24 protein-coding genes are annotated in these 13,088 nt (G+C 67.8%); all 24 read left to right on the forward strand.

What is annotated here, in order from left to right:
* Positions 1 to 4 precede the first annotated feature (4 nt).
* The 24 genes from tuf to K8Z49_RS34690 all read left to right on the forward strand — a co-directional run bounded on the left by tuf (position 5) and on the right by K8Z49_RS34690 (position 13,086).
* Positions 5 to 1,198 (forward strand): elongation factor Tu, encoded by a 1,194-nt coding sequence (gene tuf, locus K8Z49_RS34575; RefSeq protein ID WP_021597492.1) that lies wholly within the window; start codon positions 5 to 7, stop codon positions 1,196 to 1,198.
* A 146-nt stretch (positions 1,199 to 1,344) separates the two neighbouring features.
* Entirely contained in the window at positions 1,345 to 1,653 is a 309-nt protein-coding gene (gene rpsJ / locus K8Z49_RS34580) for a 30S ribosomal protein S10 (RefSeq protein WP_018657599.1), read from the forward strand.
* Positions 1,654 to 1,668: 15 nt separating this feature from the next.
* Positions 1,669 to 2,319 (forward strand): 50S ribosomal protein L3, encoded by a 651-nt coding sequence (rplC, locus tag K8Z49_RS34585; protein WP_021597491.1) that lies wholly within the window; start codon positions 1,669 to 1,671, stop codon positions 2,317 to 2,319.
* The gene (gene rplD / locus K8Z49_RS34590) at positions 2,316 to 2,918 is read left to right on the forward strand and encodes a 50S ribosomal protein L4 (RefSeq protein WP_021597490.1); all 603 of its coding nucleotides are present in this window, start codon (positions 2,316 to 2,318) and stop codon (positions 2,916 to 2,918) included. The genes rplC and rplD overlap by 4 nt, the downstream gene beginning before the upstream one ends.
* 12 nt (positions 2,919 to 2,930) lie before the next feature.
* A complete protein-coding gene (gene rplW, locus K8Z49_RS34595; RefSeq protein ID WP_021597489.1) occupies positions 2,931 to 3,230 on the forward strand; it encodes a 50S ribosomal protein L23 in 300 nt (99 codons plus the stop codon).
* A 37-nt stretch (positions 3,231 to 3,267) separates the two neighbouring features.
* On the forward strand, positions 3,268 to 4,101 hold the full coding sequence (gene rplB / locus K8Z49_RS34600; RefSeq protein ID WP_024934183.1) for a 50S ribosomal protein L2: 834 nt from the start codon (positions 3,268 to 3,270) through the stop codon (positions 4,099 to 4,101).
* Positions 4,102 to 4,113: 12 nt separating this feature from the next.
* Positions 4,114 to 4,395, forward strand: a complete 282-nt coding sequence (gene rpsS / locus K8Z49_RS34605) for a 30S ribosomal protein S19 (protein WP_021597487.1) — start codon at positions 4,114 to 4,116, stop codon at positions 4,393 to 4,395.
* Positions 4,396 to 4,434: 39 nt separating this feature from the next.
* Complete coding sequence (gene rplV / locus K8Z49_RS34610; RefSeq protein WP_021597486.1) at positions 4,435 to 4,818, forward strand: 50S ribosomal protein L22; 384 nt, start codon at positions 4,435 to 4,437, stop codon at positions 4,816 to 4,818.
* A complete protein-coding gene (rpsC, locus tag K8Z49_RS34615; RefSeq protein ID WP_024934182.1) occupies positions 4,818 to 5,666 on the forward strand; it encodes a 30S ribosomal protein S3 in 849 nt (282 codons plus the stop codon). The genes rplV and rpsC overlap by 1 nt, the downstream gene beginning before the upstream one ends.
* A gap of 7 nt (positions 5,667 to 5,673) precedes the next feature.
* On the forward strand, positions 5,674 to 6,093 hold the full coding sequence (gene rplP / locus K8Z49_RS34620) for a 50S ribosomal protein L16 (protein ID WP_021596731.1): 420 nt from the start codon (positions 5,674 to 5,676) through the stop codon (positions 6,091 to 6,093).
* Positions 6,093 to 6,332, forward strand: a complete 240-nt coding sequence (rpmC, locus tag K8Z49_RS34625) for a 50S ribosomal protein L29 (RefSeq protein WP_412516158.1) — start codon at positions 6,093 to 6,095, stop codon at positions 6,330 to 6,332. Before rplP ends, rpmC begins: the two co-directional genes overlap by 1 nt.
* On the forward strand, positions 6,329 to 6,601 hold the full coding sequence (rpsQ, locus tag K8Z49_RS34630) for a 30S ribosomal protein S17 (protein WP_021596729.1): 273 nt from the start codon (positions 6,329 to 6,331) through the stop codon (positions 6,599 to 6,601). The genes rpmC and rpsQ overlap by 4 nt, the downstream gene beginning before the upstream one ends.
* Positions 6,602 to 6,664: 63 nt before the next feature.
* Positions 6,665 to 7,033, forward strand: a complete 369-nt coding sequence (rplN, locus tag K8Z49_RS34635) for a 50S ribosomal protein L14 (protein ID WP_021596728.1) — start codon at positions 6,665 to 6,667, stop codon at positions 7,031 to 7,033.
* Entirely contained in the window at positions 7,033 to 7,341 is a 309-nt protein-coding gene (rplX, locus tag K8Z49_RS34640) for a 50S ribosomal protein L24 (RefSeq protein ID WP_021596727.1), read from the forward strand. Before rplN ends, rplX begins: the two co-directional genes overlap by 1 nt.
* A 5-nt stretch (positions 7,342 to 7,346) precedes the next feature.
* The gene (gene rplE, locus K8Z49_RS34645; RefSeq protein ID WP_021596726.1) at positions 7,347 to 7,922 is read left to right on the forward strand and encodes a 50S ribosomal protein L5; all 576 of its coding nucleotides are present in this window, start codon (positions 7,347 to 7,349) and stop codon (positions 7,920 to 7,922) included.
* 2 nt (positions 7,923 to 7,924) lie between these two features.
* Positions 7,925 to 8,110: a type Z 30S ribosomal protein S14 gene (locus K8Z49_RS34650; protein WP_021596725.1), complete on the forward strand. Its 186-nt coding sequence runs from the start codon at positions 7,925 to 7,927 to the stop codon at positions 8,108 to 8,110.
* A gap of 151 nt (positions 8,111 to 8,261) precedes the next feature.
* Positions 8,262 to 8,660, forward strand: a complete 399-nt coding sequence (gene rpsH / locus K8Z49_RS34655) for a 30S ribosomal protein S8 (protein ID WP_021596724.1) — start codon at positions 8,262 to 8,264, stop codon at positions 8,658 to 8,660.
* Positions 8,661 to 8,676: 16 nt separating this feature from the next.
* Positions 8,677 to 9,213 carry a 50S ribosomal protein L6 gene (rplF, locus tag K8Z49_RS34660; protein WP_024934181.1) on the forward strand — a complete coding sequence of 179 codons (537 nt, stop codon included), beginning with the start codon at positions 8,677 to 8,679 and terminating at the stop codon, positions 9,211 to 9,213.
* Between the two features lie 2 nt (positions 9,214 to 9,215).
* Positions 9,216 to 9,602: a 50S ribosomal protein L18 gene (rplR, locus tag K8Z49_RS34665; RefSeq protein WP_021596722.1), complete on the forward strand. Its 387-nt coding sequence runs from the start codon at positions 9,216 to 9,218 to the stop codon at positions 9,600 to 9,602.
* A 34-nt stretch (positions 9,603 to 9,636) separates the two neighbouring features.
* Complete coding sequence (rpsE, locus tag K8Z49_RS34670) at positions 9,637 to 10,257, forward strand: 30S ribosomal protein S5 (protein WP_021596721.1); 621 nt, start codon at positions 9,637 to 9,639, stop codon at positions 10,255 to 10,257.
* Complete coding sequence (gene rpmD / locus K8Z49_RS34675) at positions 10,254 to 10,436, forward strand: 50S ribosomal protein L30 (protein ID WP_021596720.1); 183 nt, start codon at positions 10,254 to 10,256, stop codon at positions 10,434 to 10,436. Before rpsE ends, rpmD begins: the two co-directional genes overlap by 4 nt.
* A gap of 1 nt (position 10,437) precedes the next feature.
* Positions 10,438 to 10,911 (forward strand): 50S ribosomal protein L15, encoded by a 474-nt coding sequence (rplO, locus tag K8Z49_RS34680; RefSeq protein WP_021596719.1) that lies wholly within the window; start codon positions 10,438 to 10,440, stop codon positions 10,909 to 10,911.
* Positions 10,912 to 11,209: 298 nt separating this feature from the next.
* Positions 11,210 to 12,436, forward strand: a complete 1,227-nt coding sequence (gene secY / locus K8Z49_RS34685; protein WP_412521230.1) for a preprotein translocase subunit SecY — start codon at positions 11,210 to 11,212, stop codon at positions 12,434 to 12,436.
* Entirely contained in the window at positions 12,436 to 13,086 is a 651-nt protein-coding gene (locus K8Z49_RS34690) for an adenylate kinase (RefSeq protein ID WP_021596717.1), read from the forward strand. Before secY ends, K8Z49_RS34690 begins: the two co-directional genes overlap by 1 nt.
* Positions 13,087 to 13,088: the final 2 nt, after the last annotated feature.

The following is a 13,088-nucleotide window of genomic DNA, read 5'->3' on the forward strand; positions in this document are numbered from 1 at the left end:
ACCAGTGGCGAAGGCCAAGTTCGAGCGGACGAAGCCGCACGTGAACATCGGCACCATTGGACACATCGACCACGGTAAGACCACGCTTACCGCGGCGATCACCAAGGTGCTCCACGACAAGTACCCGGACCTCAACCCCTTCACGCCGTTCGAGGACATCGACAAGGCGCCGGAGGAGCGCGAGCGCGGCATCACCATCTCCATCGCGCACGTCGAGTACCAGACCGAGGCCCGGCACTACGCGCACGTGGACTGCCCCGGTCACGCGGACTACATCAAGAACATGATCACCGGTGCGGCGCAGATGGACGGCGCCATCCTGGTGGTCGCCGCGACCGACGGCCCGATGCCGCAGACCAAGGAGCACGTGCTCCTGGCCCGCCAGGTCGGCGTCCCCTACATCGTCGTCGCGCTGAACAAGTGCGACATGGTGGACGACGAGGAGATCCTGGAGCTCGTCGAGCTCGAGGTCCGCGAGCTGCTCACCGAGTACGAGTTCCCGGGCGACGACGTCCCGGTCGTCCGCGTCTCCGCCTTCCAGGCGCTGCAGGGCGACGAGAAGTGGGCCGAGTCGATCGGCGAGCTCATGAACGCCGTCGACGAGAACGTGCCGGAGCCGGTCCGCGACATCGACAAGCCGTTCCTGATGCCGATCGAGGACGTCTTCTCGATCACCGGCCGCGGCACCGTCGTGACCGGCCGCGTCGAGCGCGGTGTCGTCAACGTCAACGAGACCGTCGACATCATCGGCATCAAGAACGAGAAGACCACCACCACGGTCACCGGTGTCGAGATGTTCCGCAAGCTCCTCGACCAGGGCCAGGCGGGCGACAACGTCGGCCTGCTCCTGCGCGGCGTCAAGCGCGAGGAGGTGGAGCGCGGCCAGTGCGTCATCAAGCCGGGCACCACGACCCCGCACACCGAGTTCGAGGCGCAGGTCTACATCCTGTCCAAGGACGAGGGCGGCCGGCACACGCCGTTCTTCAACAACTACCGCCCGCAGTTCTACTTCCGTACCACGGACGTGACCGGCGTGGTGAACCTGCCCGAGGGCACCGAGATGGTCATGCCGAGCGACAACACCGAGATGCGCGTCGAGCTGATCCAGCCCGTCGCCATGGAAGAGGGCCTGAAGTTCGCCATCCGCGAGGGTGGCCGGACGGTCGGCTCCGGTCGCGTCACCAAGGTCATCAAGTAACACCCCTCGTAATGCGGCGGCTCAGCCGCCACCTGGCTTTGTCGGGGGTCTGGGGGTTGTCCCCCAGACCGGTACGGCGACTGGGCCGCCGCATCACGACCACTGAAGTAAACAGCGGCACTACAGCAAAGGACACCGAGGCCACCATGGCGGGACAGAAGATCCGCATCCGGCTCAAGGCCTACGACCACGAGGTCATCGACACCTCCGCGAAGAAGATCGTTGAGACGGTGACGCGGACGGGCGCCAAGGTCGCGGGCCCGGTGCCGCTGCCGACCGAGAAGAACGTGTACTGCGTCATCCGCTCGCCGCACAAGTACAAGGACAGCCGCGAGCACTTCGAGATGCGCACGCACAAGCGGTTGATCGACATCATCGACCCGACGCCCAAGACGGTCGACTCGCTGATGCGGCTCGACCTTCCGGCCGGCGTTGACATCGAGATCAAGCTCTAAGGGACGCACCGAGAGATGAGTACGCAGAGGAAGGGCGTCCTGGGCGAGAAGCTCGGCATGACCCAGGTCTTCGACGATGAGGGCCGGATCGTTCCGGTGACCGTCGTCCAGGCCGGGCCGTGTGTCGTCACCCAGCTCCGCTCCCAGGAGAAGGACGGCTACACCGCCGTCCAGATCGGGTTCGGGCAGATCGACCCGCGCAAGGTGAACAAGCCGCGCTCGGGTCACTTCGAGAAGGCCGGCGTGACGCCGCGCCGCTACCTCGTCGAACTGCGGGCCGACGACACCACCGGGTACGAGCTCGGCCAGGAGATCACCGCCGACGTCTTCGAAGCCGGCCAGAAGATCGACGTTACCGGCACCAGCAAGGGCAAGGGCACCGCCGGTGTCATGAAGCGCCACGGCTTCAAGGGCCTCGGCGCCTCGCACGGCACCCAGCGCAAGCACCGCTCGCCGGGGTCGATCGGCGGCTGCGCGACCCCCGGTCGCGTCTTCAAGGGCCTCCGCATGGCGGGACGGCACGGCAACGCCCGCACCACCGTGCAGAACCTGACCGTCCACGCCATCGACGCGGAGAAGAACCTGCTGCTCATCAAGGGCGCGGTTCCCGGTCCCAACGGCGGCGTGGTGCTGGTCCGCGACGCAGTGAAGGGGACGGGCAAGTGACGACCAAGCTCGACATCGACCTGCCCGCCGAGGTCTTCGACGCGAAGACCAGCGTGCCGCTGATCCACCAGGTCGTGGTGGCGCAGCTGGCCGCGGCGCGCCAGGGCACGCACGCCACCAAGACCCGCGGCGACGTCCGCGGCGGCGGCAAGAAGCCGTACCGGCAGAAGGGCACCGGCCGCGCCCGCCAGGGCTCGACCCGCGCGCCCCAGTTCGCCGGCGGCGGCACCGTGCACGGCCCGCAGCCGCGGGACTACTCGCAGAAGACGCCCAAGAAGATGAAGGCCGCCGCGCTGCGCGGCGCCCTGTCCGACCGCGCCCGGTTCGGCCGGGTGCACGTGGTCGACAACCTCATCGAGGGCGACACCCCGAAGACGAAGACGGCGCTCGCCGCGCTCCGCGAGGTCACCGAGGCCAAGCGCGTCCTGCTGGTCCTGGACCGCGAGGACGAGCTGACCTGGAAGAGCCTGCGCAACGAGCCGAGCGTGCACGTGATCGTCTCCGACCAGCTCAACACCTACGACGTGCTGGTGAACGACGACGTCGTCTTCACGAAGACGGCGTACGACGAGTTCATCTCGCGCGCGGCGAAGAAGTAAGGAGGGTCGCACATGAACAAGATCGCCGACCCCCGCGACGTCATCATCGCGCCGGTCGTCTCGGAGAAGAGCTACGGGCTGCTGGACGAGAACAAGTACACCTTCGTCGTCCGCCCGGACGCCAACAAGACGCAGATCAAGCAGGCCGTCGAGTCGGTGTTCGGCGTCAAGGTGACGAACGTGAACACGCTCAACCGGCCGGGCAAGCGCAAGCGCACCCGGTTCGGCTACGGCAAGCGCAAGGACACCAAGCGCGCCATCGTCAGCCTGGCCGAGGGCGAGCGGATCGACATCTTCGGCGGCCCGGCCTAGGCCGGCGCCGGAGCAGATTAAGGGATGAACGAAAAAGATGGGCATCCGTAACTACAAGCCGACGACTCCGGGTCGTCGCGGTTCCAGCGTGGCCGACTTCGTCGAGGTCACGCGCCGCGAGCCGGAGAAGTCGCTGCTGCGTCCGCTCCCCAAGAAGGGCGGCCGCAACAACCACGGCCGCATCACGACCCGGCACCAGGGCGGCGGGCACAAGCGCGCCTACCGCGTGATCGACTTCCGCCGGCACGACAAGGACGGCGTGCCGGCCAAGGTCGCGCACATCGAGTACGACCCGAACCGCACCGCGCGGATCGCGCTGCTGCACTACGTGGACGGCGAGAAGCGCTACATCCTCGCCCCGCGCGGTCTCCGGCAGGGCGACCGGGTGGAGAACGGGCCGGGCGCGGACATCAAGCCGGGCAACTGCCTGCCGCTGCGCAACATCCCGACCGGTACGGTCATCCACGCCATCGAGCTCCGCCCCGGCGGCGGCGCCAAGATCGCCCGCAGCGCGGGCGCCGGCGTCCAGCTGCTGGCCAAGGAGGGCAAGTACGCCACGCTGCGCATGCCCTCCGGTGAGATGCGGATGGTGGACGTGCGGTGCCGCGCGACGGTCGGCGAGGTCGGCAACGCCGAGCAGTCGAACATCAACTGGGGCAAGGCCGGCCGCATGCGGTGGAAGGGCAAGCGCCCGACCGTCCGCGGCGTGGCCATGAACCCGATCGACCACCCGCACGGTGGTGGTGAGGGCAAGACCTCCGGTGGCCGGCACCCGGTGAACCCGGCCGGTAAGAAGGAAGGCCGCACTCGCCAGGCGAACAAGTCGAGCGACCGGCTGATCGTCCGTCGTCGCAGCAAGAAGAAGCGGTAGGAGTCGCTCGTCATGCCACGTAGCCTCAAGAAGGGCCCGTTCGTGGACGACCACCTGATCAAGAAGGTGGACGCGCAGAACGAGAAGGGCACCAAGAACGTCATCAAGACGTGGTCGCGGCGCTCCATGATCGTGCCGGACATGATCGGTCACACGATCGCCGTGCACGACGGCCGCAAGCACGTGCCGGTGTTCATCACCGACTCGATGGTGGGACACAAGCTCGGCGAGTTCGCGCCGACGCGGACGTTCCGCAGCCACGTCAAGGAAGACCGCCGCAGCCGTCGCGGCTAGCAGGCAGAGCAGTTCGCACGTAGGAGAGAGGGAACAGCGATGGAAGCCAGGGCCCAGGCGCGGTTCATCCGCGTCACGCCCAGGAAGGCCCGCCGCGTGGTGGACCTCATCCGCGGCCTGCCTGCCGCGGAGGCTCAGGCGGTGCTGCGGTTCGCCCCCCAGGCTGCGAGTGAGCCGGTGGGCAAGGTGCTGGCGAGTGCCATCGCCAACGCCGAGCACAACTTCAAGCTCGACTCGGACACGCTCGTCGTGAGCCGTGCGTGGGTGGACGAGGGGCCGACGCTCAAGCGTTTCCGCCCCCGGGCCCAGGGCCGGGCTTACCGCATCAACAAGCGCACGAGCCACATCACGGTGGTCGTGGAGTCACGCGACGAGGCCTCGGCCACGTCCGGTGGCGGTAAGAAGACGAGGAGGGCCCGGTAGTGGGTCAGAAGATCAACCCGCACGGGTTCCGGCTCGGCATCACCACCGACCACAAGTCCGTGTGGTTCGCCGACAAGCTCTACAAGGACTACGTCAAGGAAGACGTCCAGATCCGGCGCATGCTGCAGAAGGGCATGGACCGGGCGGGCATCTCCAAGGTGGAGATCGAGCGGACCCGTGACCGTGTCGAGGTCAACATCCACACCGCCCGGCCGGGCATCGTCATCGGCCGCCGCGGCGCGGAGGCCGAGCGCCTGCGCGGCGACCTGGAGAAGCTGACCGGCAAGCAGGTCCGGCTGAACATCCTCGAGGTGAAGAACCCCGAGATCGACGCGCAGCTCGTCGCGCAGGGCGTGGCCGAGCAGCTGTCCAGCCGGGTCGCGTTCCGCCGCGCCATGCGCAAGGCGATCCAGTCGGCGATGAAGTCGGGCGCCAAGGGCATCAAGGTGCAGTGCGGCGGCCGGCTCGGCGGCGCCGAGATGTCGCGGTCGGAGTTCTACCGCGAGGGCCAGGTCCCGCTGCACACGCTGCGCGCCGACATCGACTACGGGTTCTACGAGGCCCGGACGACGTTCGGCCGCATCGGCGTGAAGGTGTGGATCTACAAGGGCGAGGCCGCGCAGACGCGCGCCGAGCGCGAGCAGCAGGCCGCGCAGCAGCGTGCCGCCGGTGGCGGCGGCCGCGAGCGGCGCGGTGACCGCCGCGGCGGTGGCCGCGGTGGCCGTGGCGGACGCGGCGGCGCCGGTGGCGGCGAGCGCGGCGGCCGCGGCGGCGAGCAGAAGCAGCAGCAGGGTTCCGAGCAGCCGGCGCCGACCGCCGAGGCTGCTCCGCAGGGTGAGGGGAGCTGAGTAACCGATGCTGATCCCTCGCAAGGTCAAGCACCGCAAGCAGCACCACCCGAAGCGCCGCGGCATGGCCAAGGGCGGCACGAGGGTGACGTTCGGCGAGTACGGCATCCAGGCCGTCGAGGCCGCGTACGTGACCAACCGGCAGATCGAGGCCGCGCGTATCGCGATGACCCGCCACATCAAGCGCGGCGGCAAGGTCTGGATCAACATCTTCCCGGACCGTCCGCTGACCAAGAAGCCCGCCGAGACCCGGATGGGTTCCGGCAAGGGCTCGGTCGAGTGGTGGGTGGCCAACGTGAAGCCGGGTCGCGTGCTGTTCGAGATCTCCTACCCGAACGAGCAGATCGCTCGGGAGGCCCTCACGCGCGCGATCCACAAGCTCCCCATGAAGTGCAAGATCGTCAAGCGAGAGGTGGGTGAGTCCTGATGGCCAAGGGTCTTACCGCCGACGACCTGCGGACCGAGCCCGAGGACGTCCTGGTCACCAGGCTCAAGGAGGCCAAGGAGGAGCTGTTCAACCTCCGCTTCCAGGCCGCGACCGGCCAGCTTGAGAGCCACGGGCGGCTGCGCACCGTGAAGCGCGAGATCGCCCGCATCTACACCGTGATGCGGGAGCGCGAGCTCGGCATCGTCACGGTCGAGGACGCCGCGGAGGACAACGAATGACCGAGCAGCAGACCGAGCAGCGGAGCAGCCGCAAGATCCTTGAGGGTCTCGTGGTCAGCGACAAGATGGACAAGACCGTGGTCGTGTCCGTCGAGGACCGCGTCAAGCACGCGAAGTACCACAAGGTGATCCGCCGCACGAAGAACTACAAGGCGCACGACGAGGCCAACGAGTGTGGCGTCGGCGACCGCGTCCGTCTCATGGAGACCCGCCCGCTGTCGGCCACCAAGCGGTGGCGCGTGGTCGAGATCCTTGAGAAGGCCAAGTAATTACTGGTTCCACCAGGCTGACCACCGTCGTGGTCAGAACCGGTGTGACGAACAGGAGTCAACGTGATCCAGCAGGAGTCGCGACTCAAGGTCGCCGACAACACGGGTGCGAAGGAGATCCTTTGCATCCGGGTTCTCGGCGGCTCGGGTCGGCGCTACGCGGGAGTCGGCGACATCATCGTCGCGACGGTGAAGGACGCCCTTCCCGGCGCCGGCGTGAAGAAGGGTGACGTCGTCAAGGCGGTCGTCGTGCGCACCCGCAAGGAGCGCCGGCGCCCGGACGGCTCCTACATCCGCTTCGACGAGAACGCCGCGGTCCTGATCAAGGACGGCGGAGACCCCCGCGGCACCCGCATCTTCGGGCCGGTGGGCCGCGAACTGCGCGAGAAGAAGTTCATGCGCATCATCTCGCTCGCGCCGGAGGTGCTCTGATGAAGATCCGCAGGGGCGACGAGGTCATCGTCCTCGCCGGCAAGGACAAGGGCGCGACGGGCAAGGTCCTGCGCGTCATCCCCCGCGAGGAGCGGGTCGTCGTCGAGGGCGTCAACCTCATCACCAAGAACATCAAGGCCGACCAGCAGCGTGCCGGCAAGGAGAGCGGTCGCGTCACGGTCGAGGCGCCGCTGCACGTCAGCAACGTCGCGATCGTCGAGGACGGCAAGCCGGTACGGGTCGGTTACCGCATCAACGAGGACGGCACGAAGGTTCGGATCTCGCGCCGTAGCGGTAAGGAGATCTGAGACCGATGACCGAGACCGTTACCGAACGTCCCGTCCCCCAGCCGAGGCTCAAGCTGCGCTACCGCGAGGAGATCGCGGGCAAGATGCGCGAGCAGTTCGGCTACGCCAACGTCATGCAGATCCCCACGCTGACCAAGATCGTGGTCAACATGGGCGTCGGCGACGCGGCCAAGGACGCCAAGCTGATCGAGGGCGCGATCCGCGACCTGTCGGTCATCACCGGCCAGAAGCCGGCGGTGAACCGGGCCCGCAAGTCCATCGCGCAGTTCAAGCTGCGCGAGGGGATGCCGATCGGCGCGCACGCCACGCTGCGCGGCGACCGCATGTGGGAGTTCCTGGACCGGCTGCTGGCGACGGCGCTGCCCCGCATCCGCGACTTCCGCGGCCTGTCGCCGCGGCAGTTCGACGGGAACGGCAACTACACCTTCGGGCTGACCGAGCAGGTCATGTTCCACGAGGTCGACCCGGACAAGGTCGACCGGACGCGGGGCATGGACATCACGGTCGTGACGACCGCGAAGACCGACGACGAGGGCCGGGCGCTGCTCAAGCTCCTGGGCTTCCCCTTCAAGGAGAGCTGAGCATGGCGAAGAAGTCGCTGATCGCCAAGTCGGCGCGGAAGCCGAAGTTCGGCGTGCGCGCGTACACTCGGTGCTCGCGCTGCGGGCGTCCGCGCTCCGTCTACCGGAAGTTCGGCCTGTGCCGCGTGTGCTTCCGGGAGATGGCCCACCGCGGCGAGCTGCCCGGCATCACGAAGTCCAGCTGGTGACCGCGGCCCCCGGGGGACGGCCCCGGGGGCGGCGGGACGCCGGCCTGTAATGAATGACCAACCGGGCGCCCGAGAGGGCGTCCACGACCGCGCCAAAGGTCCACGGGCTCCATCACCCGAGGAAACCGTGGCGAGGGAGGGCCAGTAGGCCATGACGATGACCGACCCGATCGCAGACATGCTGACGCGTCTGCGTAACGCGAATTCGGCGTACCACGACTCGGTGGCGATGCCGTACTCGAAGATCAAGGCGCACATCGCCGAGATCCTCCAGCAGGAGGGCTACATCTCGGGGTGGACCGTGGAGGACGCCGAGGTCGGCAAGAAGCTCGTGATCGAGCTGAAGTTCGGCCCGACCCGCGAGCGGTCGATCGCCGGCATCAAGCGCGTCTCGAAGCCGGGTCTGCGCGTGTACGCGAAGAAGGACAACCTGCCGAAGGTCCTGGGCGGGCTGGGCGTCGCGATCATCTCGACGTCCTCCGGCCTGATGACCGACCGGCAGGCGGGCAAGCGCGGCGTGGGCGGGGAAGTCCTCGCCTACGTCTGGTGAGGGGAGGGCTCTACCAATGTCTCGTATCGGACGACTCCCCGTCACCGTGCCGAGCGGCGTCGAGGTCAGGCTCGACGGCCGCGAGGTCACCGTCAAGGGGCCGAAGGGCACGCTCTCGCACACCGTCGCGGAGCCCATCGAGGTCAGCCAGGAGGACGGCAGGATCGTCGTCACCCGGCCGAACGACATCAACAAGGTGCGCGGCCTGCACGGGCTCACCCGGACGCTGATCAACAACATGGTCGTCGGGGTCACCGACGGCTACAAGAAGACCCTGGTCATCCAGGGCGTCGGCTACCGGGTGGTGGCCAAGGGCAAGAACGTGGAGTTCTCGCTCGGCTACAGCCACCCGATCCCCTTCGAAGCCCCGGAGGGCATCACCTTCACGGTGGAGAGGCCGACGCAGCTCACCGTCGAGGGCATCGACAAGCAGCTCGTCGGTGAGATCGCCGCCCGCATCCGCAAGCTGCGCAAGCCCGACCCGTACAAGGGCAAGGGCGTGCGCTACGAGGGCGAGCAGATCCGCCGCAAGGTCGGAAAGGCTGGTAAGTAGTCATGGCAGGCACCAAGACCCTGGCCGGAAAGGCCACGTCGGCGCGGGCCAAGTCCCGCAAGCGCCGGCACCTGCGGGTCCGCAAGAAGGTCGTGGGCACCGCCACGCGGCCTCGCCTGGTCGTGACCCGCTCCAGCAGGCACGTGTTCGTCCAGGTCATCGACGACGGGAAGGGCCACACGCTGGCCAGCGCGTCGACGATGGAGGCGGACCTGCGCGCCGACTCCGGCGACAAGACCGCCAAGTCCCGCAGGGTCGGCGAGCTCGTCGCCGAGCGGGCCAAGCAGGCGGGTGTGTCCGCGGTCGTGTTCGACCGCGGCGGCAACAAGTACCACGGCCGCATCGCCGCTGTCGCGGAGGGTGCGCGCGAAGGGGGCCTGGAGCTGTGACGGCCCTGCACAAGGTCAACGGAAGGAACCACTGATGGCAGCGCAGAGGCGTGGCGGCGGTCAGGGTGGCGACCGTCGCGATCGCCGCGACGACCGCCGCGGTGGCGCCGACAAGGGCCAGTCGTACATCGAGAAGGTCGTGGCGATCAACCGTGTCGCCAAGGTCGTCAAGGGCGGGCGTCGCTTCAGCTTCACCGCCCTGGTGATCGTCGGTGACGGCAACGGCACCGTCGGCGTCGGCTACGGCAAGGCCAAGGAGGTGCCCGCGGCGATCGCCAAGGGCGTCGAGGAGGCCAAGAAGCACTTCTTCAAGGTGCCGCGGATCCAGGGCACCATCCCGCACCTGGTGCAGGCGCGGGACGCCGCGGGCGAGGTCCTGCTGCGTCCGGCCAGCCCCGGTACCGGCGTCATCGCCGGCGGCCCGGTGCGCGCGGTGCTGGAGTGCGCCGGCATCCACGACGTGCTCAGCAAGTCGCTCGGCAGCGACAACGCGATCAACATCGTGCACGCGACGATCGCGGGCCTGAAGGCGCTCAAGCGTCCCGAGGAGATCGCGGCCAAGCGCGGCCTGCCGATCGAGGACGTCGCCCCGGCGGCCATGCTGCGCGCGCGTGCCGCGGGCAGCGAGCCGAGGGCGGAGGCCGCGGCGTCATGAGCAACCTGAAGATCACGCAGACCAAGTCCGTGATCAGCGAGAAGCAGAACCAGCGTGACACGCTGCGCACCCTCGGCCTGAAGAAGATCGGGCAGAGCGTGGTCCGGGAGGACCGCCCCGAGGTGCTCGGCATGATCCGGACGGTGGCGCACCTGGTCACCGTCGAGGAGGTCGACTGACATGGCGGCTGATCTCGGCAAGGACACCGAGGGCACCCCGCTCAAGGTCCACGACCTGCGTCCGGCCCCCGGCGCCAACAGGGCCAAGACCCGCAAGGGCCGCGGCGAGGCGTCCAAGGGCAAGACCGCGGGCCGCGGCACCAAGGGCACCAAGGCCCGCAGCACCGTCCCCGTCGGTTTCGAGGGCGGCCAGATGCCGCTGATCCGCCGGGTTCCGAAGCTCAAGGGCTTCAAGAACCCGAACCGGGTCGAGTTCCAGGTCGTGAACCTGGACAAGCTCGCCGCGCTCTACCCCGAGGGCGGCGAGGTCACGGCGGAGGACCTGGCGGCCAAGGGCGCGGTGCGCCGCGGCCGTCCGGTCAAGGTCCTCGGCACCGGCGACATCTCCGTCGCGGTCCAGGTGAAGGCGCACGCCTTCTCCGGCGCCGCCAAGGAGAAGATCGCCGCCGCCGGCGGGACCACTGACGAGCTGTAAGAAGGATCACCTTCGATGCCGGGGCCGTTCTCGTCCATCGCCCGGGGCCGCGAGGCCGCCGGGAAGGGCGGGACGGCCCCGGTGTCATCTGCTGTTAGAGTCACACGGGCGAAGGTGACCGCGTGAGATTCCACACTCGGGTTTCTCGGCGGGTATCCTCCGCCGGACCTCATGGACCTGTAACCGGCCCCTCGGCGGCCATGAATTCGCCAGTCGCGCAGGAGGAATGGTGCTGACCGCGTTCGCTCGGGCTTTCCGTACGCCTGACCTGCGTAAAAAGTTGTTCTTCACGTTGATGATGATCGTGGTGTTCCGGATCGGTTCGATCCTGCCCACGCCGAACGTCAACGTGAAGGTGCTGAAGGAGACCGCCGACGCGGCCAAGGAGAGCAACCAGCTCTACGGACTCGTCGACCTGTTCAGCGGCGGCGCGCTGCTGAAACTGTCGGTGTTCGCGCTGGGAATCATGCCGTACATCACGGCGAGCATCATCCTGCAGCTGCTGACGGTGGTGATCCCGCGCCTGGAGGCCCTGAAGAAGGAGGGCCAGGCCGGCACCACGAAGATCACGCAGTACACGCGCTACCTGACCGTCGGGCTGGCGATCCTGCAGGCCACCGGCATCGTGGCGATGGCGAGCACGGGGCAGCTCTTCCAGGGTGTGTCGGGCAGCGACGACATCCTGTACGAGACGGGCATCTTCCCGATCCTGACCATGGTGATCTGCATGGTGGCGGGCACGACCGTCATCATGTGGCTGGGCGAGCTGGTCACCGACCGCGGCGTCGGCAACGGCATGTCGATCCTGATCTTCACGCAGGTGGTGGCGGTCTTCCCCGCCCAGTTCTGGAGCATCTACAAGGCCAAGAACGGCTTCGTCTTCGCGGTCGTGATCCTCGTCGGCCTGGCGATCATGGCGGGCGTCGTGTTCGTCGAGCAGGCGCAGCGGCGCATCCCCGTCCAGTACGCCAAGCGGATGGTGGGCCGGCGCATGTACGGCGGGACGTCCACCTACATCCCGCTGAAGGTGAACCAGGCCGGCATCATCCCGATCATCTTCGCGTCGTCGCTGCTCTACCTGCCGGTGCTGGCGACGCAGCTGTGGCCCGACACCAAGTGGCTGCAGAAGGTCCAGCCGTACCTGCAGCAGGACAACGCCTGGCACATGGCGATCTTCTTCGTCTTCATCATCTTCTTCACGTACTTCTACGTGGCGATCACCTTCAACCCCACTGAAGTCGCCGACAACATGAAGAAGTATGGTGGATTCATCCCAGGTATCCGTCCTGGTCGGCCGACCGCCGAATACCTCGACTTCGTGCTGACCAGGATCACCACACCCGGTGCGCTGTACCTGGGGCTCGTGTCCCTGATCCCGATGGTCGCGTTCGCACTCCTGAACGCCACCAACGACTTCCCGTTCGGCGGCGCGAGCATCCTCATCGTCGTCGGCGTCGGACTGGATACCGTGAAGCAGATCGAGAGTCAGCTGCAACAGCGCAACTACGAGGGCTTCCTCCGGTAGTGCGTATCGTGCTGGTGGGCCCCCCGGGAGCGGGCAAGGGGACACAGGCCCAGTTCATCGCATCTCATCTGTCGGTCCCGAAGATATCGACAGGTGACATCTTCCGCGCGAACGTCAGCGGTGGCACCGAGCTCGGCCGGCAGGCCAAGCAGTACATGGACCGCGGCGACCTCGTCCCCGACGAGGTGACGATCGCGATGGTCCGCGACCGGCTCGCCGAGGACGACGCCCGCGACGGGTTCCTGCTGGACGGGTTCCCGCGCAACGTCCCGCAGGCCGAGACGCTGAAGAAGATCCTCTCCGAGTGGGACGCCCGGCTCGACATCGTGCTGGAGCTCGTCGTCGACGAGGACGAGGTCGTCCGCCGGCTGTCGGGGCGGCGCACCTGCGACCGGTGCGGGCGGATCTGGCACGTCGACTTCGACGACAAGCAGGACGACATCTGCGACGACTGCGGCGGCCACCTCTTCCAGCGGGACGACGACAAAGAAGAGGTCGTCATGCACCGCCTGGAGGTCTACAAGCACGACACGGCCCCGCTGGTGCAGTTCTACGCCGACGAGAACATCCTCGTCGGCATCGACGCGACCGGGCCCGTGGAAGAGGTCACCAAGCGCGCCCTGACCGCGCTGCGCCCGCTGGAGAGATGACG

The sequence above is a fragment of the Actinomadura madurae genome (assembly GCF_047130825.1).
GTDB classification, from domain to species: domain Bacteria; phylum Actinomycetota; class Actinomycetes; order Streptosporangiales; family Streptosporangiaceae; genus Spirillospora; species Spirillospora madurae.

Bases quoted from the DNA above. Each gene is read 5' to 3' on its own strand.
- rplV (WP_021597486.1), top strand. From the start codon at position 4,435: ATGGAAGCCAGGGCCCAGGCGCGGTTCATCCGCGTCACGCCCAGGAAG.
- rplO (WP_021596719.1), top strand. From the start codon at position 10,438: ATGGCGGCTGATCTCGGCAAGGACACCGAGGGCACCCCGCTCAAGGTC.
- secY (WP_412521230.1), top strand. From the start codon at position 11,210: ATGATCGTGGTGTTCCGGATCGGTTCGATCCTGCCCACGCCGAACGTC.
- rplP (WP_021596731.1), top strand. From the start codon at position 5,674: ATGCTGATCCCTCGCAAGGTCAAGCACCGCAAGCAGCACCACCCGAAG.
- K8Z49_RS34650 (WP_021596725.1), top strand. From the start codon at position 7,925: ATGGCGAAGAAGTCGCTGATCGCCAAGTCGGCGCGGAAGCCGAAGTTC.
- rpsJ (WP_018657599.1), top strand. From the start codon at position 1,345: ATGGCGGGACAGAAGATCCGCATCCGGCTCAAGGCCTACGACCACGAG.
- rplE (WP_021596726.1), top strand. From the start codon at position 7,347: ATGACCGAGACCGTTACCGAACGTCCCGTCCCCCAGCCGAGGCTCAAG.
- rplF (WP_024934181.1), top strand. From the start codon at position 8,677: ATGTCTCGTATCGGACGACTCCCCGTCACCGTGCCGAGCGGCGTCGAG.
- rpsE (WP_021596721.1), top strand. From the start codon at position 9,637: ATGGCAGCGCAGAGGCGTGGCGGCGGTCAGGGTGGCGACCGTCGCGAT.
- rpmC (WP_412516158.1), top strand. From the start codon at position 6,093: ATGGCCAAGGGTCTTACCGCCGACGACCTGCGGACCGAGCCCGAGGAC.
- rplW (WP_021597489.1), top strand. From the start codon at position 2,931: ATGAACAAGATCGCCGACCCCCGCGACGTCATCATCGCGCCGGTCGTC.
- rpsS (WP_021597487.1), top strand. From the start codon at position 4,114: ATGCCACGTAGCCTCAAGAAGGGCCCGTTCGTGGACGACCACCTGATC.
- rplB (WP_024934183.1), top strand. From the start codon at position 3,268: ATGGGCATCCGTAACTACAAGCCGACGACTCCGGGTCGTCGCGGTTCC.
- rplC (WP_021597491.1), top strand. From the start codon at position 1,669: ATGAGTACGCAGAGGAAGGGCGTCCTGGGCGAGAAGCTCGGCATGACC.
- rpsH (WP_021596724.1), top strand. From the start codon at position 8,262: ATGACGATGACCGACCCGATCGCAGACATGCTGACGCGTCTGCGTAAC.
- rpsQ (WP_021596729.1), top strand. From the start codon at position 6,329: ATGACCGAGCAGCAGACCGAGCAGCGGAGCAGCCGCAAGATCCTTGAG.
- rplX (WP_021596727.1), top strand. From the start codon at position 7,033: ATGAAGATCCGCAGGGGCGACGAGGTCATCGTCCTCGCCGGCAAGGAC.
- rpmD (WP_021596720.1), top strand. From the start codon at position 10,254: ATGAGCAACCTGAAGATCACGCAGACCAAGTCCGTGATCAGCGAGAAG.
- rplR (WP_021596722.1), top strand. From the start codon at position 9,216: ATGGCAGGCACCAAGACCCTGGCCGGAAAGGCCACGTCGGCGCGGGCC.